Annotated in this window: 22 protein-coding genes; 17 read left to right on the top strand and 5 right to left on the bottom strand. The window is 64.7% G+C overall.

Translation table 11 applies throughout. The features are described 5' to 3' along the window. Positions 1-7: 7 nt before the first annotated feature. The gene (locus tag AC07S4_RS16305) at positions 8-514 is read right to left on the bottom strand and encodes a DUF1993 domain-containing protein (RefSeq protein ID WP_494987640.1); all 507 of its coding nucleotides are present in this window, start codon (positions 512-514) and stop codon (positions 8-10) included. A gap of 176 nt (positions 515-690) precedes the next feature. Between AC07S4_RS16305 and AC07S4_RS16310 the strand changes: the two genes are divergently transcribed. After that, complete coding sequence (locus AC07S4_RS16310) at positions 691-3,810, top strand: EAL domain-containing protein (protein WP_494987641.1); 3,120 nt, start codon at positions 691-693, stop codon at positions 3,808-3,810. Positions 3,811-3,838: 28 nt separating this feature from the next. Then, a complete protein-coding gene (locus AC07S4_RS16315) occupies positions 3,839-6,100 on the top strand; it encodes a xanthine dehydrogenase family protein molybdopterin-binding subunit (protein WP_494987642.1) in 2,262 nt (753 codons plus the stop codon). Positions 6,101-6,122: 22 nt separating this feature from the next. On the opposite strand, the gene AC07S4_RS16320 is transcribed toward AC07S4_RS16315, so the two are convergent. Then, positions 6,123-6,548 (bottom strand): thioredoxin family protein, encoded by a 426-nt coding sequence (locus AC07S4_RS16320; protein ID WP_494987643.1) that lies wholly within the window; start codon positions 6,546-6,548, stop codon positions 6,123-6,125. A 76-nt stretch (positions 6,549-6,624) separates the two neighbouring features. On the opposite strand from AC07S4_RS16320, the gene tsaB reads away from it, so the two are divergent. The 4 genes from tsaB to AC07S4_RS16340 are packed head-to-tail and all read left to right on the top strand — an operon-like array spanning position 6,625 to position 9,950. Then, positions 6,625-7,338, top strand: coding sequence for a tRNA (adenosine(37)-N6)-threonylcarbamoyltransferase complex dimerization subunit type 1 TsaB (gene tsaB / locus AC07S4_RS16325; protein ID WP_494987644.1), 714 nt, complete (start codon positions 6,625-6,627; stop codon positions 7,336-7,338). Next, positions 7,335-7,805: a ribosomal protein S18-alanine N-acetyltransferase gene (gene rimI, locus AC07S4_RS16330; RefSeq protein ID WP_161072185.1), complete on the top strand. Its 471-nt coding sequence runs from the start codon at positions 7,335-7,337 to the stop codon at positions 7,803-7,805. The genes tsaB and rimI overlap by 4 nt, the downstream gene beginning before the upstream one ends. After that, positions 7,802-8,857: a uracil-DNA glycosylase gene (locus AC07S4_RS16335; RefSeq protein WP_494987645.1), complete on the top strand. Its 1,056-nt coding sequence runs from the start codon at positions 7,802-7,804 to the stop codon at positions 8,855-8,857. Before rimI ends, AC07S4_RS16335 begins: the two co-directional genes overlap by 4 nt. After that, positions 8,841-9,950 carry a DUF1853 family protein gene (locus AC07S4_RS16340; protein WP_494987646.1) on the top strand — a complete coding sequence of 370 codons (1,110 nt, stop codon included), beginning with the start codon at positions 8,841-8,843 and terminating at the stop codon, positions 9,948-9,950. Before AC07S4_RS16335 ends, AC07S4_RS16340 begins: the two co-directional genes overlap by 17 nt. Positions 9,951-9,953: 3 nt before the next feature. On the opposite strand, the gene lplT is transcribed toward AC07S4_RS16340, so the two are convergent. Beyond that, positions 9,954-11,216 carry a lysophospholipid transporter LplT gene (gene lplT / locus AC07S4_RS16345; RefSeq protein WP_494987647.1) on the bottom strand — a complete coding sequence of 421 codons (1,263 nt, stop codon included), beginning with the start codon at positions 11,214-11,216 and terminating at the stop codon, positions 9,954-9,956. A 227-nt stretch (positions 11,217-11,443) separates the two neighbouring features. On the opposite strand from lplT, the gene alr reads away from it, so the two are divergent. The 5 genes from alr (at position 11,444) to AC07S4_RS16370 (ending at position 17,105) form a co-directional block, all read left to right on the top strand. Beyond that, positions 11,444-12,541 carry an alanine racemase gene (gene alr / locus AC07S4_RS16350; protein ID WP_494987648.1) on the top strand — a complete coding sequence of 366 codons (1,098 nt, stop codon included), beginning with the start codon at positions 11,444-11,446 and terminating at the stop codon, positions 12,539-12,541. 2 nt (positions 12,542-12,543) lie between these two features. Beyond that, the gene (gene radA / locus AC07S4_RS16355; RefSeq protein ID WP_494987649.1) at positions 12,544-13,923 is read left to right on the top strand and encodes a DNA repair protein RadA; all 1,380 of its coding nucleotides are present in this window, start codon (positions 12,544-12,546) and stop codon (positions 13,921-13,923) included. A 146-nt stretch (positions 13,924-14,069) separates the two neighbouring features. After that, a complete protein-coding gene (locus AC07S4_RS16360; protein ID WP_494987650.1) occupies positions 14,070-14,390 on the top strand; it encodes a PilZ domain-containing protein in 321 nt (106 codons plus the stop codon). A 75-nt stretch (positions 14,391-14,465) separates the two neighbouring features. Then, complete coding sequence (gene fliD / locus AC07S4_RS16365) at positions 14,466-15,872, top strand: flagellar filament capping protein FliD (protein WP_494987651.1); 1,407 nt, start codon at positions 14,466-14,468, stop codon at positions 15,870-15,872. A gap of 114 nt (positions 15,873-15,986) precedes the next feature. After that, the gene (locus AC07S4_RS16370) at positions 15,987-17,105 is read left to right on the top strand and encodes a polyamine ABC transporter substrate-binding protein (protein WP_494987652.1); all 1,119 of its coding nucleotides are present in this window, start codon (positions 15,987-15,989) and stop codon (positions 17,103-17,105) included. A 281-nt stretch (positions 17,106-17,386) separates the two neighbouring features. Here the strand turns inward: AC07S4_RS16370 and sixA are convergent, their stop codons facing one another. Then, positions 17,387-17,854 carry a phosphohistidine phosphatase SixA gene (gene sixA, locus AC07S4_RS16375; RefSeq protein WP_494987755.1) on the bottom strand — a complete coding sequence of 156 codons (468 nt, stop codon included), beginning with the start codon at positions 17,852-17,854 and terminating at the stop codon, positions 17,387-17,389. A 19-nt stretch (positions 17,855-17,873) separates the two neighbouring features. Further along, on the bottom strand, positions 17,874-19,973 hold the full coding sequence (gene ppk1, locus AC07S4_RS16380; protein ID WP_494987653.1) for a polyphosphate kinase 1: 2,100 nt from the start codon (positions 19,971-19,973) through the stop codon (positions 17,874-17,876). Positions 19,974-20,239: 266 nt separating this feature from the next. Between ppk1 and pstS the strand changes: the two genes are divergently transcribed. From pstS to phoB, 6 genes are all read left to right on the top strand, one after another. Continuing rightward, entirely contained in the window at positions 20,240-21,277 is a 1,038-nt protein-coding gene (gene pstS, locus AC07S4_RS16385; RefSeq protein ID WP_494987654.1) for a phosphate ABC transporter substrate-binding protein PstS, read from the top strand. Between the two features lie 152 nt (positions 21,278-21,429). After that, complete coding sequence (gene pstC, locus AC07S4_RS16390; RefSeq protein WP_494987655.1) at positions 21,430-22,398, top strand: phosphate ABC transporter permease subunit PstC; 969 nt, start codon at positions 21,430-21,432, stop codon at positions 22,396-22,398. After that, on the top strand, positions 22,395-23,258 hold the full coding sequence (pstA, locus tag AC07S4_RS16395; RefSeq protein WP_228896010.1) for a phosphate ABC transporter permease PstA: 864 nt from the start codon (positions 22,395-22,397) through the stop codon (positions 23,256-23,258). Before pstC ends, pstA begins: the two co-directional genes overlap by 4 nt. 18 nt (positions 23,259-23,276) lie before the next feature. Beyond that, a complete protein-coding gene (pstB, locus tag AC07S4_RS16400) occupies positions 23,277-24,077 on the top strand; it encodes a phosphate ABC transporter ATP-binding protein PstB (RefSeq protein ID WP_494987656.1) in 801 nt (266 codons plus the stop codon). A gap of 28 nt (positions 24,078-24,105) precedes the next feature. Beyond that, a complete protein-coding gene (gene phoU / locus AC07S4_RS16405) occupies positions 24,106-24,810 on the top strand; it encodes a phosphate signaling complex protein PhoU (RefSeq protein WP_057155568.1) in 705 nt (234 codons plus the stop codon). Positions 24,811-24,819: 9 nt separating this feature from the next. After that, the gene (phoB, locus tag AC07S4_RS16410) at positions 24,820-25,509 is read left to right on the top strand and encodes a phosphate regulon transcriptional regulator PhoB (protein WP_161072171.1); all 690 of its coding nucleotides are present in this window, start codon (positions 24,820-24,822) and stop codon (positions 25,507-25,509) included. The last annotated feature ends 3 nt before the right edge of the window (positions 25,510-25,512 follow it).

Raw genomic sequence — 25,512 nt, forward strand, 5'->3', positions numbered from 1 at the left:
CAAGGCATCAATAGGTGCCGATGTAGTCCTTCTTGCCCACTTCCAGGCCGTTGTGGCGCAGGATGTCGTAAGCGGTGGTGGCGTGGAAGAAGAAGTGCGGCAGCGCGTAGTGCAGCAGGTAGGTGCTGCCGGTGAAGTGCTTGGTCTTCTCGCCGCTGCCGGTGGTGATGGCGCGGTCTTCGGCGCCGCCGAAGTCGGCCGCGTTCAGGCTGTCCAGGAAGGCGATGGTCTTGGCGATGCGCGCTTTCAGCTCGGCAAAGCTCTTTTCGGTGTCTTCGTATGGCGGCACTTCCTGGCCGGCCAGGCGCGCGCCCGCGCCCTTGGCGAAGTCGGTGGCGATCTGGATCTGGCGCGAGAACGGCAGCATGTCGGGGAACAGACGGAATTGCAACAGAGCATTAGCGTCCAGTTTCTTGTCGGTCACATGGGCTTCGGCCTTGTCGAGGATGGCCAGCAGGCTGTTCAGAATCTGCTTGAACACTGGGATGGATGCGGTGTAGGTATTAAAAGTCATGGCGGGCTCCTCGTTGAAAGAGCGGCGATAATAGCAAGCTTGCGGCATTCCTGCTTGAGGCGATAGCGTGCGCCGAAATGTATTCTGGTGACTCGGACACTTGTTTGCGTGCATAATTGTTGCAAACGAAGAATCCTGTATTTGCAAACAAGCGTAAGACCAAGTCCCCGTGGTGCATGATTAGTTCTTTATACAGAAGGATGCGTTCCCGACTGAGCGCGCTGTACGGCCTTTCCATCTACGGCGCTTTGCTGCTGGTGGTGTTTGGCGGTCTTGTGATTCCTGCAATGATAGGCAGTTATCTGCTGATCGGCGTGCACGAGCAGCAGTCGGCCAAGATGGCGCTCAACGAGTCGCTGCAGCGCAATGCCGACATCCTGGCGCTCGGCATGCAGGAATCGCTGTGGAATATGAACGCCGAGTCGGCCCATTCGCTGGTCGAATCGGTCATGCGCGACCGTTCGGTGCTGCAGGTGCAGGTCACCGGCCAGGCCGAAACCCAGTTCATGCACTTGCAGTCGCCGCGCCAGACCACCGGCAACGTCTACCGCGCCGAGCGCGAAATCCTGGTGCGCGGCGAGAAGATCGGCCGCATCATGGTGGAGATGGACGACGCCCGCAGCCAGCAGGAGCTGCGCGAGAAGCAGCTTTCCTATGTCTTCGTGCTGGCGGCGCAGCTGACCGTGTCGCTGCTGCTGATCGTGCTGTTCCTGAACAAGCGCCTGATCAAGCCGCTGCGCAAGCTGATGCGCTTCTCCGACCGCCTGTCGCACGGCGACTTCGAAACCCGGCTGGAACTGACCGGCAACGACGAGCTGGGACGCCTGTCCGGCCAGCTGGAGCAGATGCGGGTGGCGATCAAGCATCTGTTCGAAGACATTGGCCAGCGCGAGGAGCGCTTCCGCACCATCGTGACCCAGGTGCCGGGCGCGGTGTTCCGCTTCCGCCCGGACGGCCCGGTCGATTTCGTCAGCGACGCCATCGAGGACATTTCCGGCTACTCGGCCGCGCAGTTCATGCGCAGCACCAGCCATTCCTGGGCCAACCTGATCTGCCCCGAGGACCGCCGCATGCAGCGTCGCGTGGTGAGCCAGGCCATCCGCGACGGCAAGCCGTATGCGGTGGAGTACCGCATCACGGACGCCAGCGGCACCGAGCGCTGGGTGGCCGAGAACGGCCAGCCCCAGGTGTCCGAGCCGGGCGACAAGGCGCCCTGGGTGGACGGCATTATTTCCGACATCAGCCAGCGCAAGCACAATGAAATGCGCATCGAAGGCCTGCTGGCCGAGCAGAGCGCCATCCTGGACAACGTGATGTTCGGCGTGATGTTTGTGCGCAACCGCCAGATCGTCTCGGTCAACCGGCGCTGCGAGGAGCTGTTCGGCTACGAGCCGGGCGACATGGCCGGCGCCTCCACCGCCATTGTCTTCCCCACCGCCTTCGAGTTCGAGTCGGCCGGCGCGCGCCAGTACCCCACGCTGTCGGCCGGCGAGTACTTCAGCGAGGAGCGCCACTACCGGCGCAAGGACGGCACGCTGTTCTGGTGCATGGTGAGCGGCTGCGCCATCGACCAGAGCCGCGCCAACGAGGGCAGCATCTGGGTCTATGCCGACGTGACCGCGCGCAAGGAGGCGGAGGAAAAGCTGCGCCTGTCGGCCACGGTGCTCGAGCACATCGCCGACGGCGTGATGGTCATCGACGACAAGGGCACCATCGTGGCGGTGAATCCGGCCTTCACGCAGATCACCGGCTACAGCGAGCAGGACGCGCTGGGCCAGGACCGTTCGCTGACGCGCTCCGGCCGCCACGAGGAAGCTTTCTACGACGCCATGTGGCAGGAACTGGAAAATACCGGCTTCTGGCGCGGCGAGATCTGGAGCCTGCGCAAGACCGGCGAGCTGTATCTGGAGTGGCTGACGGTGAGCGCGGTGCGCGACACGCGCGGCGTGACCACGCACTACGTCTGCGTGTTCAGCGACATCACCCTGGTCAAGCAGTCGCAGGAAAAACTGGACCACCTGGCGCATCACGATCCGCTGACCGCGCTGCCGAACCGCCTGCTGTTCCACGACCGCCTGCACCACGCCTTGCAGCGCGCCACGCGCGAGCACGAGCAGCTGGCGCTGCTGTTCATCGACCTGGACCGCTTCAAGAACGTCAACGACACGCTGGGCCACCATATCGGCGACGAGCTGCTCAAGCAGGTCGCCACGGCGCTGCAGGACAAGCTGCGCGACGGCGACACGCTGGCCCGCCTGGGCGGCGACGAATTCATCGTGCTGCTGGAGAACGTGGACGGCCAGTACGGCGCCAGCCAGGTGGCCGAAAAGCTGGTGGGCATGTTCGAGCAGCCCTTCATGGTGGCCGGGCACGAGCTGTTCATCACCTGCAGCGTGGGCATCAGCCTGTCGCCGGCCGACGCCACCGACCTGAATATGCTGATCCGCAATGCCGACGTGGCCATGTACCAGGCCAAGGCGCGCGGCCGCAACGGCTACCGCTTCTACGCGCCGTCCATGTCGGGCGAGGGCGTGGAGCGCCTGCGCCTGGAGACCTTCCTGCGCCGTTCGCTGGAGAAGGACGAGATGTTCCTGAACTACCAGCCGCAGGTGGAGATCGATACCGGCCGCCTGGTGGGCGTGGAGGCGCTGGTGCGCTGGAACCATCCGGAACTGGGCCTGGTGCCGCCGAACCGCTTTATTTCGCTGGCCGAGGATACCGGCTACATCAACCAGCTGGGCAAGTGGGTGCTGTACCAGGCCTGCCTGCAGATGGTGCGCTGGCAGGAGGCCGGCCTGTGGGTGCCGAAGATGGCGGTCAACCTGTCGGCCAAGCAGTTCGAGCGCGGCAGCATTGCCTCCATGGTGGGCGACATCCTGCGCGAAACCGGCCTGGAGCCGCACCGCCTGCAGCTGGAAGTGACCGAGTCCGTCATCATGAACACCGGCGACGCCATGGTCTTCATCAACGACCTGCATTCCATCGGCGTGGGCCTGGCGATCGACGATTTCGGCACCGGCTATTCCTCGCTGGCCTACCTGAAGCAGATGCCGGTGCAGACGCTGAAGATCGACCGCTCCTTCATCAAGGATATTTCGACCGACGCCAACGACGAGGCCATTGCCATCGCCATTATCCAGCTGGGCAAGAGCATGAACCTGTCCGTCATCGCCGAAGGCGTGGAGACGGAACAGCAGGCCGCGTTCCTGCTGCGCCACGGCTGCAACCTGGCGCAAGGCTACTTCTACAGCAAGCCCGTGCTGCCGGACGATTTGCTGCAGCGCTGGCAGTCCTGATCCGCATCTCCCCAACCGAAAGGAAGTTATGAAGTTGTCGCGCCGCCGTTTTCTGCTGAGCGCCACTGCGGTGGCCGGCGCCATGGTGGTTGGCTGGGGCGCGCTGCCGCCGCGCCAGCGCGTGCGCGGCAAGCTGCCGCTGCCCGTCAACGGCGGCGCCGTGCCGCTCAACGGCTGGGTCGCCATCGCGCCGGACAGCACCGTCTCGGTGGTGATGGCGCGCAGCGAAATGGGGCAGGGCGTGCATACCGCGCTGCCCATGCTGCTGGCCGAGGAGCTGGACGTGCCGCTGGCGCAGGTGAAGCTGGTGCAGGCGCCGAACGACAAAATCTACGGCAACGTCTCCATCCTGGTCGACAGCCTGCCTTTCCATCCGGACGAGGAGGGGCGCGGCAAGCGCCTGGCCGGATGGCTGGTGTCCAAGGTGGGGCGCGAGCTGGGCATCAATATGACGGGCGGCTCGTCCAGCGTGAAGGACTTGTGGCTGCCGATGCGGGAGGCCGGCGCCACCGCGCGCGCCTTGCTGATCGAGGCCGCCGCGCGCGAGTGGAAGGTTAAGCCGGCCGAGTGCTTTACGGAGGCTGGCTTTGTGGCGCATCCGAACGGCAAGCGGGCCGCCTACGGCGCGCTGGTGGCCGCTGCCGCAGGCATGACGCCGGGCACGGTGCGGCTGAAATCGGTGGGCCAGTTCCGCCTGATCGGCACGGCAGCGCCGCGCCGAGATACGCCATTCAAAGTTAACGGCAGCGCCCAGTTCGGGCTGGACGCGCGGCCCGAGGGCATGCTGTACGCTGCAGTGAAGATGTCGCCCGTGATCGGCGGAACCGTGGCCAGCGTGGATACGGCTGCGGTGCTGAAGATGCCGGGCGTGGCGCGCGTGGTTGACTTCTCCTCGGCGCTGGCGGAAAAGACCGGTGCCGGCGCGGGCCTGGCCGTGGTGGCGGCCCAGTACTGGCAGGCGAAGCAGGCTGCGGCCGCGCTGCCGGTCACGTGGAACGAGGGCGCGCACGGCAAGCTGTCGAGCGAAGGCGTGTTCAAGCATTTCGCGCAGCAGCTGGACGACGAGGACGGCCACGCCTACTACACGCGGGGCGAGGTGGACGATGTGGCCCAGGCGCCGGGCGCGGTGAAGACGCTCAAGGCGGAATACCGCGCGCCCTTCCTGGCGCACGCCGCGCTGGAGCCGCTCAACTGCACGGCCCAGGTCAAGGACGGCAAGGTCAGGCTGTGGGTGTCGACGCAGGCGCCGGCGCTGGCCATCGACGCTGCCGCCAAAGCGGCGGGAGTGGGCGCGGCCGATGTGGTGCTGGAAGTGTCCATGCTGGGCGGCGGCTTCGGGCGCCGCCTGGAAACCGACTTCATTGCGCAGGCGGTGGCGGTGGCGAAGGAGTGCAACGGCGCCCCCGTGCAGCTGATCTGGTCGCGCGAGGACGACACCACGCATGACGTGTACCGCCCGGCCGCGCTGGCGCGCTTTGCCGCCAGCCTGGATGCGGCGGGCAATATCGCCGCGTGGGACAGCAAGTCGGTCAGCGGCGCCATCGGCCACCAGTTCTTCAAGCGCAACCTCGGCTTGCCGGGCGCGGGGCCGGACAAGACCACGGCCGAAGGCGCGTTCGACATGCAGTACGAGATTCCGAACCAGCGCATCCGCCACGTCACTGCCGACAGCGCCGTGCCGATCGGCTATTTCCGCTCGGTGGGCCACTCGCACAACGCCTTCTTCAAGGAGAGCTTCGTCGACGAGCTGGCGCATGCGGCGGGCCAGAGCGGCGCCAGTTTCCGGCGCGGCCTGCTGCACCGCCATCCGCGCCACCTGGCTGTGCTGAATGCTGCGGTGGACAAGGCCGGCCAGCCGCCGCCGGGGCGGGCGCACGGCGTGGCGCTGCACCAGTCCTTTGGCACCATCGTCGCGCAAGTGGCGGAGGTGTCGGTGCAGGACAAGCAGATTATTGTGCATCGCGTGGTGTGCGCGGTCGATTGCGGCATTGCCGTCAATCCCGGCATTATTTCGCAGCAGGTGGAGTCGGCGGTGGTATTCGGGCTGTCGGCCGCGCTGAGCGGGGAAATCACCATCAAGGACGGCAAGGTCGAGCAGGGCAATTTCCACCAGTACGAGGTGCTGCGCATGCCGCAGGCGCCCAAGGTGGAAACCATCATCATGCTGAGCGCCGAGCCGCCGGAGGGCATGGGCGAGCCTGCGGTGCCGCCGGTGGCGCCTGCGGTGGCCAACGCGGTGTTCGCGCTGACCGGGCAGCGCCTGCGCAGCCTGCCGCTGCGCCTGGCTTAAGACCGGGGTGTAGCGCGGCGGATCAGGAGGCGCCGGCCAGCAGCGTGCGCAGATTGCAGTCGCGCTGCCAGTGGCGGCGTTCTTCGCTGCTTTGCGCATAGCGCGCCAGTTCCGCGTCGTCCATGCCGGCCTGGGCCTGGATCAGGCGGTGCGCCACGTTCGGGTCTGGCAGCATGGTGCCGAAAAAGGCCACGTCTTCGTGGCGCTGGATCAGCAGGGTGGGGAAGTTTTCCACATCGAGGTCGCCGACCACGTCGGCATGGTCTTCAATGTCCACCCACAGGAAGTATTTGTCCGGATGGCGCGCGGCCAGTTCGTCGAAGGTGGCGCGGTAGCCTGCGCAAGTGCCGCACCAGGCCGCGCACAGGCAGGCCACGATCCAACGGTCTTGCGTCAGTGCGTCGGCTACGTCGGCGCGGTTATCAGAATGTAAGGTAGTGCTGTGCATGCGCGGTATTGTACCCCGAGCCGGAAAGCAAGGCAGCAGGCTGGGTTGTTGGGGCTGCGCCGGGTTAAAATACGGTATGTCTACCATACTTGCAATTGAAACATCTTCCGAAATGGCTTCCTGCGCGCTGCTGCGCGGCGAGGAAGTCATCACCCGCTCGTCGACCGGCGTGCGCACCCATTCGCAGGCCATCCTGCCGATGATCCAGGAACTGCTGGCCGAGGCCGGCGTGGCGCTGCGCGATTGCGACGCGATCGCCTACGGTTCCGGTCCCGGCTCCTTCACCGGCGTGCGCACCGCGTGCGGCATCGCGCAGGGCCTGGGCTATGGCGCAGGCCTGCCGCTGGTGCCGGTGGTGACGCTGGACGCGATGGCGCTGGCTTGCCACCAGCAGCACGGCGGCAGCGAGATCCTGGCCGTGCTGGACGCGCGCATGAGCGAAGTCTACTGGGCGCAGTACCGTTTCGACGGCGGCCGGCAGGCAGCGCCTGTGGCGGTGCTGGCGCCGGCATTGTCGGCGCCGGACGCGGTGGCGCCGCAGGGCGAGGTGACCGCTTGCGGCAACGGTTTTGCGGCTTATGCGGAAGCGCTGGCGGGCAAGCCCTTCGCGGCCGGCGCGCACGCGGACGTGATGCCGCATGCGGCGCAGATCGCGCAGCTGGGCCGGATTGCCTTCGAGGCCGGGCAGGGCGTGAAGGCGGCCGGTGCGCAGCCGCTCTACCTGCGCAACAAGATCGCCTACACCAGCGCAGAGCGGCGCGAGATCAATGCCGCAAAGGCCGCCGCATGAAGCCTGTGTGGGATCTGGCTCGGCTGAACTATGAACCGATGCGCGACAGCGATATCGACGAAGTGGTGGCGCTGGAGGAGAGTGTTTATCCTTACCCCTGGACCCGGGGCAATTTCGCCGACTCGCTGGCCAGCGGCTACCAGGCCTGGGTGCTGCGCGGCCAGGACATGCGCCTGATGGGCTATTTCCTGGTGATGCAGATGGTCGACGAGGCGCATTTGCTGAACGTGGCGGTGGCGCAGGAGTGGCAGGGGCAGGGGCTGGGACGCTTCCTGCTGAACCAGTCGGTGGCCTGCTCGCGCGGGTTGGGGATGGAGTCGATGCTGCTGGAAGTGCGGCCGTCGAACACGCGCGCGCTGGAATTGTACGAGCGCTACGGATTTGAACAGATCGGCCGCCGCAAGGGCTACTACCCGGCAGGCAGCCAGCAACGCGAGGACGCGATCGTCATGCGTTATACCTTATGAACCGCAACCAGGTCTTCCTGCAGGAGATGGGCGTGGGCGTGCAATGGCGCTTGCGCAATCCGGTGGCAGGCATGGACGATGCCGATGGCGATGCGCCGGAGCTTGAGGCCTTTGCCGCCGAGCCGGAGCCGGAGCCCGTGCCGCACGCGGCACCGCAGCCGGTGTTTGCTGCCGCGCCAGCCGTAGCCGCGCCAGCCGCTGTGACTGCGGCTGCGCCCCAGCCGCAGCAGCCTGCCGCAAATCTTGCAGCGGCCCCTGCGCCCGCCGCCGCTGCGGACGGCGACAACGCCTGGTTCGACAATACGCCGCTGCCCGCCACGCCGCCGCCCACGGTAACGAAGTCGCCCGCCAAGCCGGTACAGCCGGCGCCCGCGCGCCCGCCTGCCGCCGGCGCCGAAGAGCCGGAATCGACCGCCTGGTTCGATGACGTTCCCGTGCCCGAAGCCGGCCCCACGGCTGCCCGCGCGCCGCAAGCCGCCGGCCAGCAGATCGCCGACATGGACTGGCCCGCGCTGCAGGCCGCCGTCGCTTCCTGCACCCGCTGCGACCTGTGCCACAGCCGCCAGGCCGCCGTCCCCGGACGCGGCGATCCGCGCGCGCAATGGCTGGTGCTGGGCACCGCGCCCGGCGCGGCGGACGAGCAGGAATTACGCGCCATTACCGGCGAGCCGGGCCAGCTCCTGGACAATATGCTGAAAGCCATCTCCGTGGCGCCGGAAGAAGACGCCTACGTGACCACGCTGGTGAAATGCCGCCCACCGGTGGCGGAGGATGGCGGCGAAAGCCTGCCCACCGCCGAACACCTCGCGGCCTGCCGCCCCTACCTGCAGCGCGAGCTGGAGCTGGCCGGCAGCCGCATGATCGTCACGCTGGGCCATACGGCTGGCAAGGGCCTGCTGGGCGCGGCCGCGCGCGGCAAGGTGCTGCGCTACGACGGCATCCCCACCATCGCCACCTACCACCCGGCCGACCTGCTGCGCAAACCGGCGGACAAGGCCAAGGCGTGGTCCGACCTGTGCCTGGCGAAAGCGGCCCATGCCGGCCGGGCCTGACGCCACGCCTGGCACGGGCATCGCCGCAGGCGCGGAAACCTACCAGGAGCGCTTCGAGCGCACATGGGGACACCTGACCCGTCCCCATGTGCGGGCGCTGGCCTGGCTGCTGGAAGCGCCGGACCTGCTCGATCCCGGTTCTCCCCACTGGCAAGGGCGTATCGCCACGCTGGGCCAGGCGGCGCAGGCCGCCGCCGGCTGGCTGGCCGCGCTGGAGAACGATCCTGCGCCGCTGGAATCCGCCCTGGGCAGCCGTTTCTATTCGCGCCTCGGCCTCTACGCCGAGAAGCTGATGGCCTTCTATTTCGAGCAGCAAGGCACGCTGGTGGCCCACGGCCTGCAAGTGCGCGCCAACCGCAATGATACGGTGGGCGAGTTCGACTTCCTGCTGCGGCACGGCAGCGAACTGCTGCACTGGGAGTTCGCCACCAAGTTCTATCTGCTGGACGACACGGCTGGCGCGGCCAGCTTCAACCACCTGGTCGGCCCCAATCTGGCGGACACGCTGGGCGTGAAGATGCGCAAGACCTTTGCCAAGCAGCTGGAGCTGGCCTACCACCCGGCCGCGCAGCCGCTGCTGCCGCAGCCGGTGGACAGGGCGCAGGCGCTGGTCAAGGGCTGGCTGTTTTATCCGCAAGGTTCGCCGCACGCGGTGGCCGGTATTTCGCCCGAGCACTGCCTGGGCTACTGGAGCACCTTGAGCGAATTTGCCGCTGGCCGCAACGGCGCCGCGCAGCCGGACCAGCAATACGTGGTGATGCCGCGCCTGCAATGGCTGGCGCCGCTGAAAGTGCGCGCCGCATCCGCCGCCGGCGTCTCGCTCGCCACTGCGCTGGCCAACGCCACCGCGCCCGCCGCCGGCCCTGCGCGCATCAACTCCATCGCGGCCGTGGACAGCGCCGCGCCGCTGGACGCCGCACAGGTGGTGCAGGCCGTGCTGGCCCGTTTTGAACAGGAGATGTCGCCGGTGATGGTGGCGTCGGTGGTGGAGCGGGATGGCTGGCTGGTGGAGCGCGAACGCGGCTTTGTGGCGCCGGACGACTGGCGCGCGCGGGCCGCCGCGCGCCGTGAGCAGGGGCTGCTGCCCCCTTGATTCCTAGTGCTTGGCTTCGCCGATCAGCGCGAGCGAATCGTGTTCGCGCTGGTTGGCTTTGTGCATCTGCATGACGCACACCATGATGCCCGCCATGAACAGGCCGAACAGGATGATGATGGTGTTCAGGCCCAGGTGCAGGCGTATCATCAGCGAATATAGCGCCAGCATGGTCAGGATGGACAGGTTCTCGTTGAAGTTCTGCACCGCGATCGAGTGGCCCGCGCTCATCAGCACGTGGCCGCGGTGCTGCAGCAGCGCGTTCATGGGCACCACGAAGAAGCCGCCGATTGCGCCGATCAGCACCAGCAGCGGGTAGGCGATCCAGGTCGAATACACCAGCGTCATGCCCATCACGATCACGCCCATCAGGATGCCAAGCGGGATCACCGACAGCGATTTGCGCAGCGTGACGAAGCGCGCCGACAGCACCGCGCCGATGGCGATGCCGATGGCCACCATGCCCACCAGGCTGGTGGCCTGGTCATAGCGCATGCCCAGCGATTTCTGCGCCCATTCCAGCACGATCAGCTGCAAGGTGGCGCCGGCGCCCCAGAACAGCGTGGTGACCGCCAGCGAAATCTGGCCCAGCTTGTCTTTCCACAGCAGCGTGAAGCAGTTCGAGAAATCGACGATCAGCTTGATCGGATTGCGTTCCTGGTGCGGGTAGATGCAGCCGGTGTCCGGGATGCGCAGGTTGAAGATGGCGGCCAGCACATAGGTCAGGCCCAGCACGCACAGCGCCGCCTCGGTGCTGGTGTCGATGCCGGTGTCGATCAGCGGGATATCGATATTGAGCAGCATGGTCGACAGGCGGCCGGTCACCAGTGCGCCGCCCATGACGGTGCCCAGGATGATGGAGGTGACGGTCAGGCCCTCGATCCAGCCATTGGCGGCCACCAGCTTTTCAGCCGGCAGCAGCTCGGTCAGGATGCCGTACTTGGCGGGCGAATACACGGCCGCACCAAAGCCTACGATGGCGTAAGCCAGCAAAGGGTGGACGTGGAAAAAGATCATGGCGCAGCCCAGGATCTTGATCATGTTAGCGATGAACATGACGCGGCCCTTGGGCAGGGCGTCCGAGAAAGCGCCGACAAAAGCGGCCAAGAGCACGTAGAACAGCACAAACGACAATTTCAGCAGCGGCGTCAGCCACGCCGGGGATTTCATGGAAATCAGCAGGTCGATAGCCACAAACAGCAGTGCATTGTCTGCCAGTGACGAAAAGAACTGCGCTGCCATAATGGTATAAAAACCACGATTCATACTGGAAGGCCTGGAAACTAATCTCGGTTTGCTTTATACCATGAATAACTGGTATTCCCAAGAAATCAACCGGATGTAGGGGCTGGGTTAAAACGCCTGTAAGTATAGTGTTTCTCGGTGGAAAACTTGCTGCATGGCGCTGTTTCCGCCCTGTTTGATTTGGCGCTAAGCGGGGGAGGCGGCTTCCGGTAGAATACCGGCTTCGCTCAACCGCTCCAGATTTCACTATGCCAAGGCCGATCGCCGCTACCATCCATATAGAGTCCATGAAACACAATCTGGCGCGCGCCAGGGCTTGCGCGCCGGGGTCTAAGGTGTGGGGGGTGCTGAAGGCGAACGGCTACGGCCACGGCCTGGAGCGCGCCATGCGCGGCTTTGCCGCCGCCGACGGGCTGGCGCTGATCGAACCGGACAATGCCTTGCGCCTGCGCGAACTGGGCTGGACCAAGCCCATCCTGCTGCTCGAGGGCGGATTCGACGCGGCCGACGTGGCCATGATGGCCGAGCACGATATCAACGGCGCCGTGCACTGCGAGGAGCAGCTGGCGCTGATCGAGGCGGCGCGCCTGCCCGCCCAGGCCCGCCCGCTGAACCTGCACCTGAAGATGAACACCGGCATGAACCGCCTCGGCTTCAAGCCTGAGCAGTTCGCCGCCGCCCACGCGCGCCTGCGCGCGCTGGCGCATGTGGGGGAAATCACCCTGATGACGCACTTCGCCAACGCCGACGAGACGGCGCATCCGCGCCTGCCCATCCGCGAGCAGATCCGCCGCTTCAACGCCGGCGCGGCCGGCCTGCCGGGACCGGTCAGCCTGGCCAATTCGGCCGGCATCCTGCATATGCAGGAACTGGGCGGCGAGCTGGCCAGCGACTGGGTGCGCCCCGGCATCATGCTGTACGGCGGTTCGCCGGGCGGCAAGAGCGCCGAGGAATTCGGCCTGCTGCCCACCATGACGCTGGCCAGCGAACTGATAGGCGTGCAGGAGATCGCGGCGGGCGACTGCGTCGGCTACGGCAGCCGTTTCCAGGCCGAGCGGCCGATGCGCATCGGCGTGGTCGCCTGCGGCTATGCCGACGGCTACCCGCGCCACGCGCCGCAGGACACGCCGGTACTGGTGGACGGCGTGCGCACCCGCCTGGTCGGGCGCGTGTCGATGGACATGCTGACCGTGGACCTGAGCGGCCTGCCGGACGCGCGCGTCGGCAGCAAGGTGGTGCTGTGGGGCGTGGGCATGCCGATCGACGAGGTGGCCACCGCCGCCGGCACCATAGGCTACGAGCTGATGTGCGCCGTGGCGCCCCGCGTGCGCGTGCAGGAGGACTGACCGTGGCCAAGGCGAAAACCAATTACACCTGCACCGAATGCGGCGGCACCAGCAGCAAATGGACCGGCCAGTGCGGCGCCTGCCAACAGTGGAACACCATGGTGGAAACCGTGATGGAGTCCGGCGGCGGCAATAACCGCTATTCCAATCCGCAGCACCTGTCGCTGGCGCAGACCGCGCCGGTGCTGTCGCTGCAGGACATCGAGGCGCTGGACGTGCCGCGCTTCCCGACCGGCATCGAGGAATTCGACCGCGTGCTGGGCGGCGGCCTGGTGGCCGGCGGCGTGGTGCTGATCGGCGGCGACCCCGGCATCGGCAAGTCGACCCTGCTGCTGCAGGCGCTGGCCCATATGTCGCACGCGAAAAGCGTGCTGTACGTGAGCGGCGAGGAGTCCGGCGCCCAGATCGCGCTGCGCGCCAAGCGCCTGGCGATCGATGCGCGCGAACTGAAGCTGCAGGCCGAGATCCAGCTGGAAAAAGTGCTGGGCACGCTGGCCGACCTGAAGCCGCAGGTGGCGGTGATCGACTCCATCCAGACCATGTATTCGGACGCGCTCAGCAGCGCGCCCGGCTCGGTGGCCCAGGTGCGCGAATGCGCGGCCCAGCTGACCCGCATGGCCAAGCAGAGCGGCATCACCATCATCCTGGTGGGCCACGTGACGAAGGAGGGCGCGCTGGCCGGTCCGCGCGTGCTCGAGCACATCGTCGATACCGTGCTGTACTTCGAGGGCGACACCCATTCCAGCTACCGCCTGGTGCGCGCCATCAAGAACCGTTTCGGCGCGGTCAACGAGCTGGGCGTGTTCGCCATGACGGACAAGGGCCTGAAGGGGGTCTCCAACCCGTCCGCGCTATTCCTGTCCCAGCACGACAACCAGGTGCCGGGCTCCTGCGTGATGGTGACGCAGGAGGGCACTCGCCCGCTGCTGGTGGAAATCCAGGCGCTGGTGGACGCCAGCCATCTGCCCAACGCGCGCCGGCTGTCGGTGGGGCTGGAGCAGAACCGCCTGGCCATGCTGCTGGCGGTGCTGCACCGCCATGCAGGCATTGCCGCCTTCGACCAGGACGTGTTCATCAACGCCGTCGGCGGCGTGAAGATTACCGAACCGGCGGCCGACCTGGCGGTGCTGCTGGCGATTAACTCGTCCATGCGCAGCAAGGCGCTGCCGCGCGGTTTCGTGGTGTTTGGCGAGGTGGGCCTGGCGGGCGAGATCCGGCCCGCGCCGCGCGGCCAGGAGCGCTTGCGCGAGGCGGCCAAGCTGGGCTTTTCGATAGCCATGATACCGAAGGCGAACGCGCCCAAGCAGGCCATCGAGGGCATGACCATCGTGGCGGTCGAGCGCATCGACGATGCATTTAACAAATTACGCGAATTGCAATAATCGCCGTATTGAGTTTTATGCTGCAAGTTTGTCCGCACGGCAACTCAGCCCAGCATGAAAAATGAATGCGCAGTAGAATGTCAGCTTGCAGAGTGCAGCCTGGGCTTGCACTCTTGACAGACAATCATGAACCAGGAAGTAACAGAGTGCTAGTAGACCAAAGGCAAACAACCCGTAAAATTTTGCGTGCCAAAGCAGTAGTGGTGATGGACGGCGCCCAGCCGGCGCCAGCCCGTACCATCGACCTCGGCCCGACCGGCATGTCGGTCACCATGAGCCATATGGTGCCGTCCGGCCAGCTCGGCCAGATCTCGTTTGAGATGTTTGTTGATGGCAAGCCTGTCATCATTAGCTGCCGCTCAAAAGTAACATATTGCATCTTTAGCGGCGACGATGTGAAAGTCGGCCTACAATTTATTAATCCTGATGCTGCCGCTGTGGCTGCCATCGGTAAATTCATGCGGTAATTCCAGCGTTGTTTTCCGCATGGGTGGACAGGCGAAGACCTTATCATGTCTTCCACTTTACCCGGATGACACAAAATGGCAAATACGACAATCGGCAATTACGGCAACCTGACGGGCGCCTCGGCTTACGGGCTGGGCACGTCGAGCACGCCGTCGGCCTCCGTGCTGGCCAAGGTGGAGCGCACGCTGGCCAGCCAGGCCGGATCGGTTGCCAAGTTGAACACCAGCCTGGCCAGCGGCCAGGCCAAGCTGTCCGGCCTGGGCCAGCTGCAAAGCGCGCTGACCGGCTTCCAGTCCATTGCCGAGCGCCTCGCTGGTAGCGGGCTGAGCACCACGGCCACCTCGTCCGGCAAGGGCGTGCTGAACGCCAGCGCGGCCGGCACCGCCAAGGCCGGCACTTATGCGGTGGACGTGAAACAGCTGGCGCAGGGCCAGATCCTCAATAGCGACCAGCAGGCGTCGTCCAGCGCCAAGATCGGCACCGGTTCGCCCGCCACCATCAAGGTGGAGTTCGGCACCGACGGCGGCGATACCTTCACTCCCGGCAAGACCTCCGCCAAGACGATTACCATCGACAGCAAGAACAATACGCTGGACGGCATTGCATCCGCATTCAAGGACGCCGGCATCAACGCCAGCGTGGTCAAGAGCGGCACCGGCTATGCCTTGCAGATCCGGGGCGAGAACGGCGAAGCGAACAGCGTGCGCATCAGCGTATCCGGCGACGCGGCCGTGAAGAACCTGGTGGCCTACAATCCGGCCGCTAACAACAGCCCCTCGGCGCAGGGCCTGACCCAGGCTGCGGCGGCGCAGGATGCGATCGCCACCGTGGCCGGCAAGGAAGTCAAAAGCGCCAGCAATACGCTGAAGGACGCCATCGACGGCGTCAGCCTGACGCTGACCGGCAAAGGCAAGACCGACGTCACCGTGAGCCAGGACAGCAGCCAGATTGCGCAGAACGTGAGCCTGTTCGTCGAGGCCTATAACGACCTGAACAGCAAGCTGACGGCGCTGCAGAAGGGCGACCTGAAGTCCGACCAGGCGCTGGGCCAGGTCAGCCGCGAACTGAACGCGCTGGTGCAGGGCAATAGCGGCGTATCCAAGTCCGCGCTGGCGGCGGCGGGCGTGACGATCGACAGCAGCGGCAAGCTGGTGCTGGACGACAAGAAGCTGAAAAGCGCCATCGCGGCCGACGCCGGCGCCGTGGCCGGCCTGTTCACCAAGGACGGCAAGGGCCTGGCCGACCAGTTCGACGCCAAGATCGACATCCTGACGGGCAAGACCGGCAGCATACAGCGCGAGGCGCTACAGGTGGGCAAGGACATCAACGCACTGTCGTCGAAGAAGGCCGACCTGGCCAAGGCGCTGACCACCCAGGCCAATGCGCTGGTGGCCTTCTATACCCAGCAGGAACAATCTGCCGCCAGCGACGCGCTGCCCGGCTACACCGGCGCGCGCTCGCTGTTCGACTTCCTGGTCTGATGCGCTCGCCCCGGGGTGCTTGCCGGGGGTGCTTGCATTTGACGCCGCAATGCCCGATCATCTCGCGTTCGTGGGTTTTCGTGAGTATTTCTTCTTTTATTTGGGGGCATTCATATGGCGGGGAAGCGTTGGGGAAATTTGGCGGTAGCGGCATGCACGCTGGCAGTGGCGGCCGTTGCCGGCCAGGCGCAGGCGCAGCAGGAAGAAAAAGTCCTGAACATCTACAACTGGTCGGACTATATCGCTGAAGACACCATCAAGAACTTCGAGAAAGAGACCGGCATCAAGGTCCGCTATGACGTTTTTGATAACAACGAAATCCTGAACTCCAAGCTGGCCGCCGGCAAGTCCGGCTACGACATCGTGGTGCCGACCGCCCCGTGGGCCAAGCTGCAGATCGACGCCAAGCAGCTGCGCAAGCTGGACAAGTCCAAGCTCACCAACCTGTCCAACCTGGACCCGCAGATCCAGGCCAAGCTGGCCAAGATCGACCCCAGCAACGAATACCTGGTGGACTGGCTGTGGGGCTACGCCACGGTGGGCATCAACGTGGCCAAGGTGAAGGCGGCGCTGGGCAGCGAGCCGATGCCGGACAACGCCTGGGACCTGATCTTCAATCCGAAATACGCGGCCAAGCTGAAGTCCTGCGGCGTGTCCTTCCTGGATTCGCCGTCCGAGGTGCTGCCGGCGGCGCTGCAATACATCGGCAAGCCGGCCTATTCGGCCAAGGCGGCCGACTACGCCGATGCGGGCAAGGTGCTGACCGCCATCCGTCCCTATGTGACGCTGTTCAGCTCGTCCGGCTACATCAACGACATGGCCAACGGCGCTATCTGCGTGGCCTTCGGCTGGTCCGGCGACATCAATATCGCGCGCCAGCGCGCCATCGAAGCGAAGAACGGCAACCAGATCCAGGTGCTGGTGCCGAAGACCTCGGCCGCGCTGGTGTTCGACACCATGGCCATTCCGGCCGATGCGCCGCACCCGAACAATGCGCACCTGTTCATCAACTACATCCTGCGTCCGCAAGTGCACGCCAGCCTGACCAACAAGGTGTTCTACGCCAATCCGAATACGGCGGCCATCAAGTTCGTGCGCAAGGACATCGCAGACAACAAGACCGTGTTCTTGCCGCCGGCCGACATGCAGCGCATGATCGCCCCGGAGGCGGTGCCGGCCGACGTGCGGCGCTCGATCACCCGCATCTACACCAAGTTCAAAACAGGTATGTAAGCGACAAAGTAAACGACAAAGGCGCCTTAAGTTGACAGCTTAAGGCGCCCGGTTCCGCATTGCGGTTTTGCTATTCGTGATAGCGATCGGATAGTTTGTGATGACTCCCACTGGATTCCTGGATCAGCTCATAAACGACCAGAGCAATCATGCCGCCGAAAATGCCAATGGTGAGGAGGGTAAACATATGTCTTCAACCGCCTTTCGGACAGTCGCTCCCTAGAGTTGATACAACTAAACTTTAGCAGAAGCGATTTGCTTTTCAAGCCCCGCCGGCCGATTCATTTCACCACCAGGTCGGACGCCATCACCGCCTTCAGGTAAAGACTGTCCGGTTCGCCCGGTTCGCGCTGGGAAAACCACCAGGCGCTGGCCTTGCGGATGTCCCAGTCCAGGTCTTCCCCCGTCATCAGCAGCGCCGCCGCCTGGCCCAGCGTGGGCTGGTGGCCCACGATCAGCACGGTTTCCCTGCCGTTTGGCCAGTTGGCCGCTTTCAGCACGTCGGCCGCGTCCGCGCCTGGCGCCAGGTCGTTGTGGATTTTGTACTTGCGGCCCAGGCCTTCCACCGTTTGCAGGGTGCGCACGGCGGGGCTGGACAGCACGCGGCAGCTTTCCGGCAGCTGCGAATTGAGCCACTGCCCCATGCGCCGCGCCTGCTTCTGTCCTTTGGCGGTGAGGGCCCGTTCCAAATCCGACTGGCCGGGGCCGGCGTCTTCGGCCTCGGCGTGACGCCACAAGATCAGGTCCATCATCTTCCCCTTTCGTGGTTTACTCGCTGTCCTCGCTGGCTGGCGTGCCCAGTGTGTGCATCAGGTACTGCTGGGCGCTGAACAGGGTCTGCTTGCCGCGCGGACGGCGGCGCTGGTAGTGGCCGGTTGCTTCCAGTTCCCAGGCGTTGCTGTTGTCCTTCAGGTAGGGATTCAAGCCTTCCGCGATCACGCGCCGCTTCAGCGAGCGGTCCAGCACGGGGAAGGCCACCTCGATGCGGCGGAACAGATTGCGGCTCATCCAGTCCGCGCTGCCCAGGTAGACGTCGTGCGTCAGGTCGTTGCGGAAGTAGTAGATGCGGCTGTGCTCCAGGAAGCGGCCGATGATGGAGCGCACGCGGATGTTTTCCGACAGCCCCGGCACGCCCGGCTTCAGGGTGCAGGCGCCGCGCACGATCACGTCGATCTTCACGCCGTCCTTGGAGGCGGCGTACAAAGCCCGTATCACCGATTCGTCCACCAGCGCATTCATTTTAGCGATAATCCGGCCGGGCCGCCCGGCGCGCGCGATCTTGGCCTCGTTGCGGATGGCCTTGATCACTTCGTTCTGCAGCGCGAACGGCGCCAGCCACAGGTGGTTCAGCTTCTGCGGCTTGGTCAGGCTGGTCAGGTGCATGAACACTTCGTTCACGTCGCGTCCCAGCTCGGGGTTGCTGGTCAGCAGGCCGAAGTCGGTGTAGAGCTTGGTGGTGGTGGGGTGGTAGTTGCCGGTGCCCAGGTGGGCGTAGTAGCGCAGGCCGCTTTCCTCGCGGCGTATCACCAGGGCCACCTTGGCGTGCGTCTTCAGGCCCACCACGCCGTACACGACTTGCGCGCCGGCCTGTTCCAGCTTGTCCGCCCAGTTGATGTTGGCTTCCTCGTCGAAGCGCGCCATCAGCTCCACGATGACGGTCACTTCCTTGCCGGCGCGGGCCGCCATGATCAGCGACTCCATCAGGTCCGAGTTCATGCCGGTGCGGTAGATGGTCTGCTTGATGGCCACCACACTCGCGTCCAGCGCGGCGGCGCGGATGAAGTCGATGACGGTCTGGAAGGACTGGTAGGGATGGTGCAGCAGGATGTCCTGCTGGCGCAGCGCGCCGAAGATGTCGGTGTTGGCGGCCTTGCTGGCCACGCCGGGGAAGAAGGGCGGGAAGCGCAGCTCGGGGTGGGCCACGTTGTTGATGATCTCGGTCAGGCGCACCAGGTTGACCGGGCCGTCCACTTCGTACAGGCGGCTGTGGTCGAGCGCGAACTGGTCCAGCAGGAACTGGGACAGCTCGGGTGGGCAGTTTTTCGCCACTTCCAGCCGCACCGAGGTGCCGAACTGGCGGCCCTGCAGCTCGCCCTTGAGCGCCTGGCGCAGGTTTTTCACTTCCTCCTCGTCGACCCACAGGTCGGAGTCGCGCGTGACGCGGAACTGGGAATAGGCGATCACTTCGCGCCCGGCGAACAGGTCGGAAATATGCGAGTGGATCACGGAGGAGAGCAGGCAGAACGACACGCCGCCGTTGTCCGACAACTCGTCCGGCAGGCGTATCACGCGCGGCAGCACGCGCGGCGCCTTGACGATGGCGATGGCCGTGCCGCGCCCGAAGGCGTCCTTGCCGGTCAGCGAGACGATGAAATTGAGGCTTTTGTTGACCACCTGCGGGAAGGGATGGGCCGGGTCCAGGCCGATGGGCGTGAGCAGGGGCCGCACTTCGCGCTCGAAATACTGCTTGACCCAGGCGCGCTGCGCTTCGTTGCGCTGGTTGTGGCGCAGCAGGTGGATGCCGGCCTGCTGCAGCTGCGGCAGCACTTCGGTATTTAATAAGTCGTACTGCACTTTCACCAGCTCGTGGCACTCGTCGCAGATGCGGCGCAGATTGGCGGCCAGGGCAGGGTGCAGCGCGGTGGGGCTGCCGTCGGTGGCGGCGGCCGCCAGCAGGCTGGCCACGCGCACTTCGAAAAATTCGTCCAGGTTGCTGCTGACGATGCACAAATAGCGCAGGCGTTCCAGCAGCGGCACCGCCGGGTCGGCCGCCTGCGCCATGACGCGGCGGTTGAAAGCCAGCTGGGACAGTTCGCGGTCGAGGAATATACCGTGCTTGTTTGTTTCCGAACGCAGGTCAGGCTTCATGATGTTATCTATCGCTTTATCTTTGCAGATGGTTAATTCTAGCCCACTTTGGACGCGGCCCAGTGTAGATGTAAATTGTGACAAGTCCATGACAAACGTATGACAAGGCGATTGCTACGCTTGTCATAATCGGCGCAAATCGCGGTACTATCCCCTCTGAAGCGGGTGTTTTAATTATTTTCACACATGTCATAAAGCTGTCATATTGGCTCGGTAGACTGCGCAGCATTCAAACCGTCACAACCCCTAAGGACATTGATATGCGTATGAAACAGTTGTTCACCTCCCTGGTTATCGGCGCAACCGCCGCCGTGGCCTTCTCCACCGCCTCCGCTGCGGACATGACCGGCGCAGGCGCAACGTTCCCTTATCCGATTTACGCCAAATGGGCGGAGTCGTACAAGGCAGCCACCGGCAACGGCCTGAACTACCAATCGGTAGGCTCCGGCGCCGGCGTGAAGCAGATCAAAGCCAAGACCGTTGACTTCGGCGCCACCGACAGCCCGCTGAAAGGCGAGGAGCTGGACGCGGAAGGCCTGACCCAGTTCCCGGCCATCATGGGCGGCGTGGTTGCCGTGGTGAACCTGGACGGCGTGGCGCCCGGCGCAATGAAGCTGACCGGCCAGGTCATCGGCGACATCTACCTGGGCAAGATCACCAAGTGGAACGCCGCTGAAATCGTGGCCCTGAACCCAGGCCTGAAACTGCCGGCCGACGAAATCACCGTGGTGCACCGCGCCGACGGCTCCGGCACTTCCTTCCTGTGGACCGACTACCTGTCCAAGACCAATGCCGAATTCAAGACCAAGGTCGGCGCCGGCACCGCTGTGAAGTGGGTGGTGGGCGTGGGCGGCAAGGGCAACGAAGGCGTGGCCGCCAACGTGCAGCGCATCAAGGGCGCGATCGGCTACGTGGAGTGGGCTTTCGCCAAGAAAAACAAGATTGCGCACACCCAGCTGAAAAACAAGGACGGCCAGTACGTCCAGCCTGACGACGACAACTTCAAAGCCGCCGCCGCCAATGCCGAGTGGACCAAGACCCCAGGCTTCGGTGTGGTGCTGACCGACCAGGCTGGCAAAGCTTCCTGGCCTATCACCGGCGTGTCCTTCATCCTGATGCACAAAACCCAGGCTGACGCAGCCAAGGGCAAGGAAGTCGTGAAATTCTTCGACTGGGCCTTCAAGAACGGTGGCGCCGCTGCTGCCGAACTGGACTACGTGCCACTGCCGGCATCGGTTGTGAAACTGGTGCAGGACTCGTGGAAAGCCAACCTGAAAGATGCTTCGGGCAAGGCAGTCTACTAATCGCTTCAGCCTCCTTGGCCTTGCCAAGGGGGCTAGCCGGGCGCGCTGCCCAGCCCCGCTGCGCGGCGCACCCGGCTAGCCCACACCCAGAATAAGACCAACCTATGAGCGCAGACATTACTTCCCCGCCGATCACCCTGTCGGAGCCCGCCATGACAGAAGTGTCCCATGCAGCCATGCTCTCGACGATGCGCAAGCAGCGCATCCAGGATTTCATCTTCCACAAAGTCACCATGGGCTTTTCCCTGTCAGTGCTGTTCGTGCTGATAGGGATTATCGTTTCCCTGGTGCTGGGCGCCATGCCGGCGCTGGAGCACTTCGGACCGGCCTTTATCACCACCGTCGAGTGGGACCCGGTCAATGACCAGTACGGCGCGCTGATCGCCATCGTGGGCACCCTGGCCACGGCCGGCATCGCGCTGCTGATCGCCTTCCCGGTGAGCTTCGGCATCGCCCTGTTCCTGACCGAGATCTGCCCGGCCTGGCTGCGCCGCCCGCTGGGCACGGCGGTCGAGCTGCTGGCCGGCGTGCCGTCGATTATCTACGGCATGTGGGGCCTGTTCGTGTTCGCGCCGCTGTTCGGCGACCACGTGCAGCCGCTGCTGAAAGCCACGCTGGGCCAGGTGCCGGTGATCGGCAGCTTCTTCAGCGGCCCGACCATGGGCATCGGCATCCTGACCGCCGGCCTGATCCTGGCCGTGATGATCATCCCCTTTATTTCCTCGGTGATGCGCGACGTGTTCGAGATCGTGCCGGCCGTGCTGAAGGAATCGGCCTACGGCCTGGGCTGCACCAAGTGGGAAGTGGTGCGCAAGGTGGTGCTGCCTTACACCAAGACCGGCGTGGTCGGCGGCGTGATGCTGGGCCTGGGCCGCGCGCTGGGCGAGACCATGGCGGTGACCTTTGTGATCGGCAACGCCAACAAGCTGTCCTGGTCGCTGTTCGCCGCCGGCAACTCGATCGCCTCCACGCTGGCCAATGAATTCGCCGAAGCCGAGAGCAAGCTGCACGTGTCCTCGCTGTACGCGCTGGCGCTGATCCTGTTCGTGATTACCCTGATTGTCCTGTCCGCCGCCAAGCTGATGCTGGCCGGCATGTCCCGCAAGGAAGGCGTGAAATGAAAGTAGCTACCCCTATGAACCCGGTCTACCGCAAGCGCCTGCTGGTGCACCGCGTCGGCATCGCGCTGTCGGTGATGGCGATGTCGATCGGCCTGCTGGTGCTGCTGTGGATTTTGGCCACGCTGCTGATCAACGGCTTCTCGGCGTTGCACTACACCATGTTCACCGCCAACACGCCGGCCCCGGGCAGCGAAGGCGGCGGTTTGCTGAACGCCATCGTCGGCAGCCTGATGATGGTGGGCGTGGCCACGCTGGTGTCCACCCCGATCGGCATCCTGGCCGGCATCTACCTGGCCGAGTACGGCGAGGAAAACAAGGTGGCGCAAGTGACCCGCTTCGTGACCGACATCATGCTGTCGGCCCCGTCCATCGTGATCGGCCTGTTCGTGTACGCGCTGTACGTGGCCAATGTGAAGCATTTCTCGGGCTACGCCGGCTCCATCGCGCTGTCGCTGATCGCGGTGCCGGTGGTGGTGCGCACCACCGACAATATGCTCAAGCTGGTTCCCAACAGCCTGCTGGAAGCGGCTTTCGCGCTCGGCGCGCCGCGCTGGAAAGTGGCCATGACCGTGCGCCTGCGCGCCGTCAAGGCCGGCGTGGTGACCGGCGTGCTGCTGGCCGTGGCCCGCATCTCGGGTGAAACCGCGCCGCTGCTGTTCACGGCGCTGAATAACCAGTTCTTCAGCGCCGACATGAATGCGCCGGTGGCCAATCTGCCGGTGGTGATTTACCAGTTTGCCATGAGCCCTTACGACAACTGGCGCTCGCTGGCCTGGGGCGGCGCACTGCTGGTGACGTTCAGCGTGCTGGGCCTGAACATCCTGTCGCGCACGGTGTTCAGCCAAAAAGCCCCGAATTAATTCAACAGACCATACAAGATGAATACGCAAATGAGCAACGACATCAAAGCCGCGACCGCGGCCAAGCGCAAGACCATCGAAATCTCGGGCCTGAATTTCTTCTACGGCAAAACGCAGAGCCTGCACAACGTCAACCTGGACGTGCACGAGAAGCAGGTGACGGCCTTTATCGGCCCGTCCGGCTGCGGCAAATCGACGCTGCTGCGCACGCTCAACCGCATGTACGACCTGTATCCGGGCCAGCGCGCCGAAGGCTCCATCATGTACCGCGGCACCAACATCCTCGAGCCGGGCCAGGACGTGAACATGCTGCGCGCCAAGGTGGGCATGGTGTTCCAGAAGCCGACGCCGTTCCCGATGTCGATCTACGACAACATCGCCTTCGGCGTGCGCCTGTATGAAGACCTGTCGAAAGGCGAGATGGACGAGCGCGTGGAATGGGCGCTGAAAAAGGCCGCACTGTGGGGCGAGGTGAAGGACAAGCTGAGCAAGAGCGGCCTGTCGCTGTCGGGCGGCCAGCAGCAGCGCCTGTGCATCGCGCGCGGCGTGGCGGTCAAGCCGGACGTGCTGCTGCTCGACGAGCCGACCTCGGCGCTGGACCCGATCTCGACCTCCAAGGTGGAAGAGCTGATCAGCGAACTGAAGCAGGACTACACCATCGCCATCGTGACCCACAATATGCAGCAGGCTGCGCGCTGCTCCGACTACACCGCCTATATGTACCTGGGCGAGCTGGTGGAGTTCGGCGAGACCGACCAGATCTTCATGAATCCGGCCCGCAAGGAAACCCAGGACTACATTACCGGCCGCTTCGGCTAAGCTTCGGACCAGAAAGAGAGAAAATAATATGATGGGCGAACATTCATCCAAAAAATACGACGAAGAACTGGAAGCGATCCGCTCCAAGGTCCTGCTGATGGGCGGCATCGTCGAGACGCAGTTCCTGGACGCCATGACCTGCTTCCGCATCGGCAACCTGGAGCGCGCCGAGCGCGTGATGCGCGAGGACGACACCGTCAACCAGCTGGAAGTGCAGCTGGACGACGCCTGCAGCCATTTGATCGTGCGCCGCCAGCCGACCGCGAACGACCTGCGCACCGTGATGGCCACCATCAAGGTGATTACCGACCTCGAGCGCATTGGCGACGAGGCCACCAAGATCGCGCGCACCGCGAAGAGCCTGCACAGCCGCGGCGCCGTGACGGTGAGCCACTACGAGATGGTGCGCAGCATCGCCAACGCCACCAGCGACATGCTGCACGACGCGCTGGACGCGTTCGCGCGCAACGACGGCAAGCAGGCGCTGCAGCTGATCGCCCAGGACGCGGTGATCGACCACGAGTTCCGCTCCATCATGCGCAATCTGATCACCTTCATGATGGAAGATCCGCGTACAATCTCAGCCGCGCTGGACACCCTGTGGGTGGCCAAGGCAATCGAGCGCATCGGCGACCATGCGAAGAACATCGCCGAGTACGTGATTTACGTGGTGGAAGGCAAGGACATCCGCCATACCAAGACCGTTCCACTGCCGGACGATCTCCCAGAATAAAGCGGCACCATGGCATCTGATAAAACGACTGTATTGATAGTGGAGGACGAGCCCGCGATCGTCGAGCTGGTCAGCTTTTCGCTGCGCGACGCCGGCTGGAACGTGTGTTCGGTCTCCACCGTGGCCGACGCCTGGGACTTCATCACCCGGCGCACGCCGCAGCTGCTGCTGCTGGACTGGATGCTGCCCGACCAGACCGGCCTGCGCCTGCTGTCGCGCATCCGCTCGGACCGCCAGTTCCAGGACATCCCCATCATCATGCTCACCGCCAAGAGCATGGAAGAGGACAAGCTGGCCGGCCTGAACAGCGGCGCCGACGACTACATCACCAAGCCGTTCTCGCCGCGCGAGCTGCTGGCGCGCGCCAAGGCGCTGCTGCGCCGCAAGAGCCCGGAGCACGCGCAGGCCGCCATGAACGTGGGCGGCGTGACGCTGGACCCGGTCAGCTGCACGGTGCTGATGAACGAGCAGAAGATCGACATCGGCCACGCGGAGTACAAGCTGCTGAAATTCTTCATGGCCCACCCCGAGCGCGTGTTTTCGCGCAGCCAGCTGCTCGACAAGGTGTGGGGCGACCACGTGGTCATCGAAGAGCGCACCGTGGACGTGCACGTGCTGCGCCTGCGCAAGGCCTTGAAAGAGGCCGAGCACCTGATCCGGACGGTACGCAGCGTCGGCTATATGCTGTCGGAAAAATAAGCC

This window comes from Pseudoduganella sp. GW821-FHT05F09 (assembly GCF_059419605.1).

Bases quoted from the DNA above. Each gene is read 5' to 3' on its own strand.
- AC07S4_RS16305 (WP_494987640.1), bottom strand. From the start codon at position 514: ATGACTTTTAATACCTACACCGCATCCATCCCAGTGTTCAAGCAGATT.
- AC07S4_RS16310 (WP_494987641.1), top strand. From the start codon at position 691: ATGATTAGTTCTTTATACAGAAGGATGCGTTCCCGACTGAGCGCGCTG.
- AC07S4_RS16315 (WP_494987642.1), top strand. From the start codon at position 3,839: ATGAAGTTGTCGCGCCGCCGTTTTCTGCTGAGCGCCACTGCGGTGGCC.
- AC07S4_RS16320 (WP_494987643.1), bottom strand. From the start codon at position 6,548: ATGCACAGCACTACCTTACATTCTGATAACCGCGCCGACGTAGCCGAC.
- tsaB (WP_494987644.1), top strand. From the start codon at position 6,625: ATGTCTACCATACTTGCAATTGAAACATCTTCCGAAATGGCTTCCTGC.
- rimI (WP_161072185.1), top strand. From the start codon at position 7,335: ATGAAGCCTGTGTGGGATCTGGCTCGGCTGAACTATGAACCGATGCGC.
- AC07S4_RS16335 (WP_494987645.1), top strand. From the start codon at position 7,802: ATGAACCGCAACCAGGTCTTCCTGCAGGAGATGGGCGTGGGCGTGCAA.
- AC07S4_RS16340 (WP_494987646.1), top strand. From the start codon at position 8,841: ATGCCGGCCGGGCCTGACGCCACGCCTGGCACGGGCATCGCCGCAGGC.
- lplT (WP_494987647.1), bottom strand. From the start codon at position 11,216: ATGAATCGTGGTTTTTATACCATTATGGCAGCGCAGTTCTTTTCGTCA.
- alr (WP_494987648.1), top strand. From the start codon at position 11,444: ATGCCAAGGCCGATCGCCGCTACCATCCATATAGAGTCCATGAAACAC.
- fliD (WP_494987651.1), top strand. From the start codon at position 14,466: ATGGCAAATACGACAATCGGCAATTACGGCAACCTGACGGGCGCCTCG.
- AC07S4_RS16370 (WP_494987652.1), top strand. From the start codon at position 15,987: ATGGCGGGGAAGCGTTGGGGAAATTTGGCGGTAGCGGCATGCACGCTG.
- sixA (WP_494987755.1), bottom strand. From the start codon at position 17,854: ATGGACCTGATCTTGTGGCGTCACGCCGAGGCCGAAGACGCCGGCCCC.
- ppk1 (WP_494987653.1), bottom strand. From the start codon at position 19,973: ATGAAGCCTGACCTGCGTTCGGAAACAAACAAGCACGGTATATTCCTC.
- pstS (WP_494987654.1), top strand. From the start codon at position 20,240: ATGAAACAGTTGTTCACCTCCCTGGTTATCGGCGCAACCGCCGCCGTG.
- pstC (WP_494987655.1), top strand. From the start codon at position 21,430: ATGACAGAAGTGTCCCATGCAGCCATGCTCTCGACGATGCGCAAGCAG.
- pstA (WP_228896010.1), top strand. From the start codon at position 22,395: ATGAAAGTAGCTACCCCTATGAACCCGGTCTACCGCAAGCGCCTGCTG.
- pstB (WP_494987656.1), top strand. From the start codon at position 23,277: ATGAATACGCAAATGAGCAACGACATCAAAGCCGCGACCGCGGCCAAG.
- phoU (WP_057155568.1), top strand. From the start codon at position 24,106: ATGATGGGCGAACATTCATCCAAAAAATACGACGAAGAACTGGAAGCG.
- phoB (WP_161072171.1), top strand. From the start codon at position 24,820: ATGGCATCTGATAAAACGACTGTATTGATAGTGGAGGACGAGCCCGCG.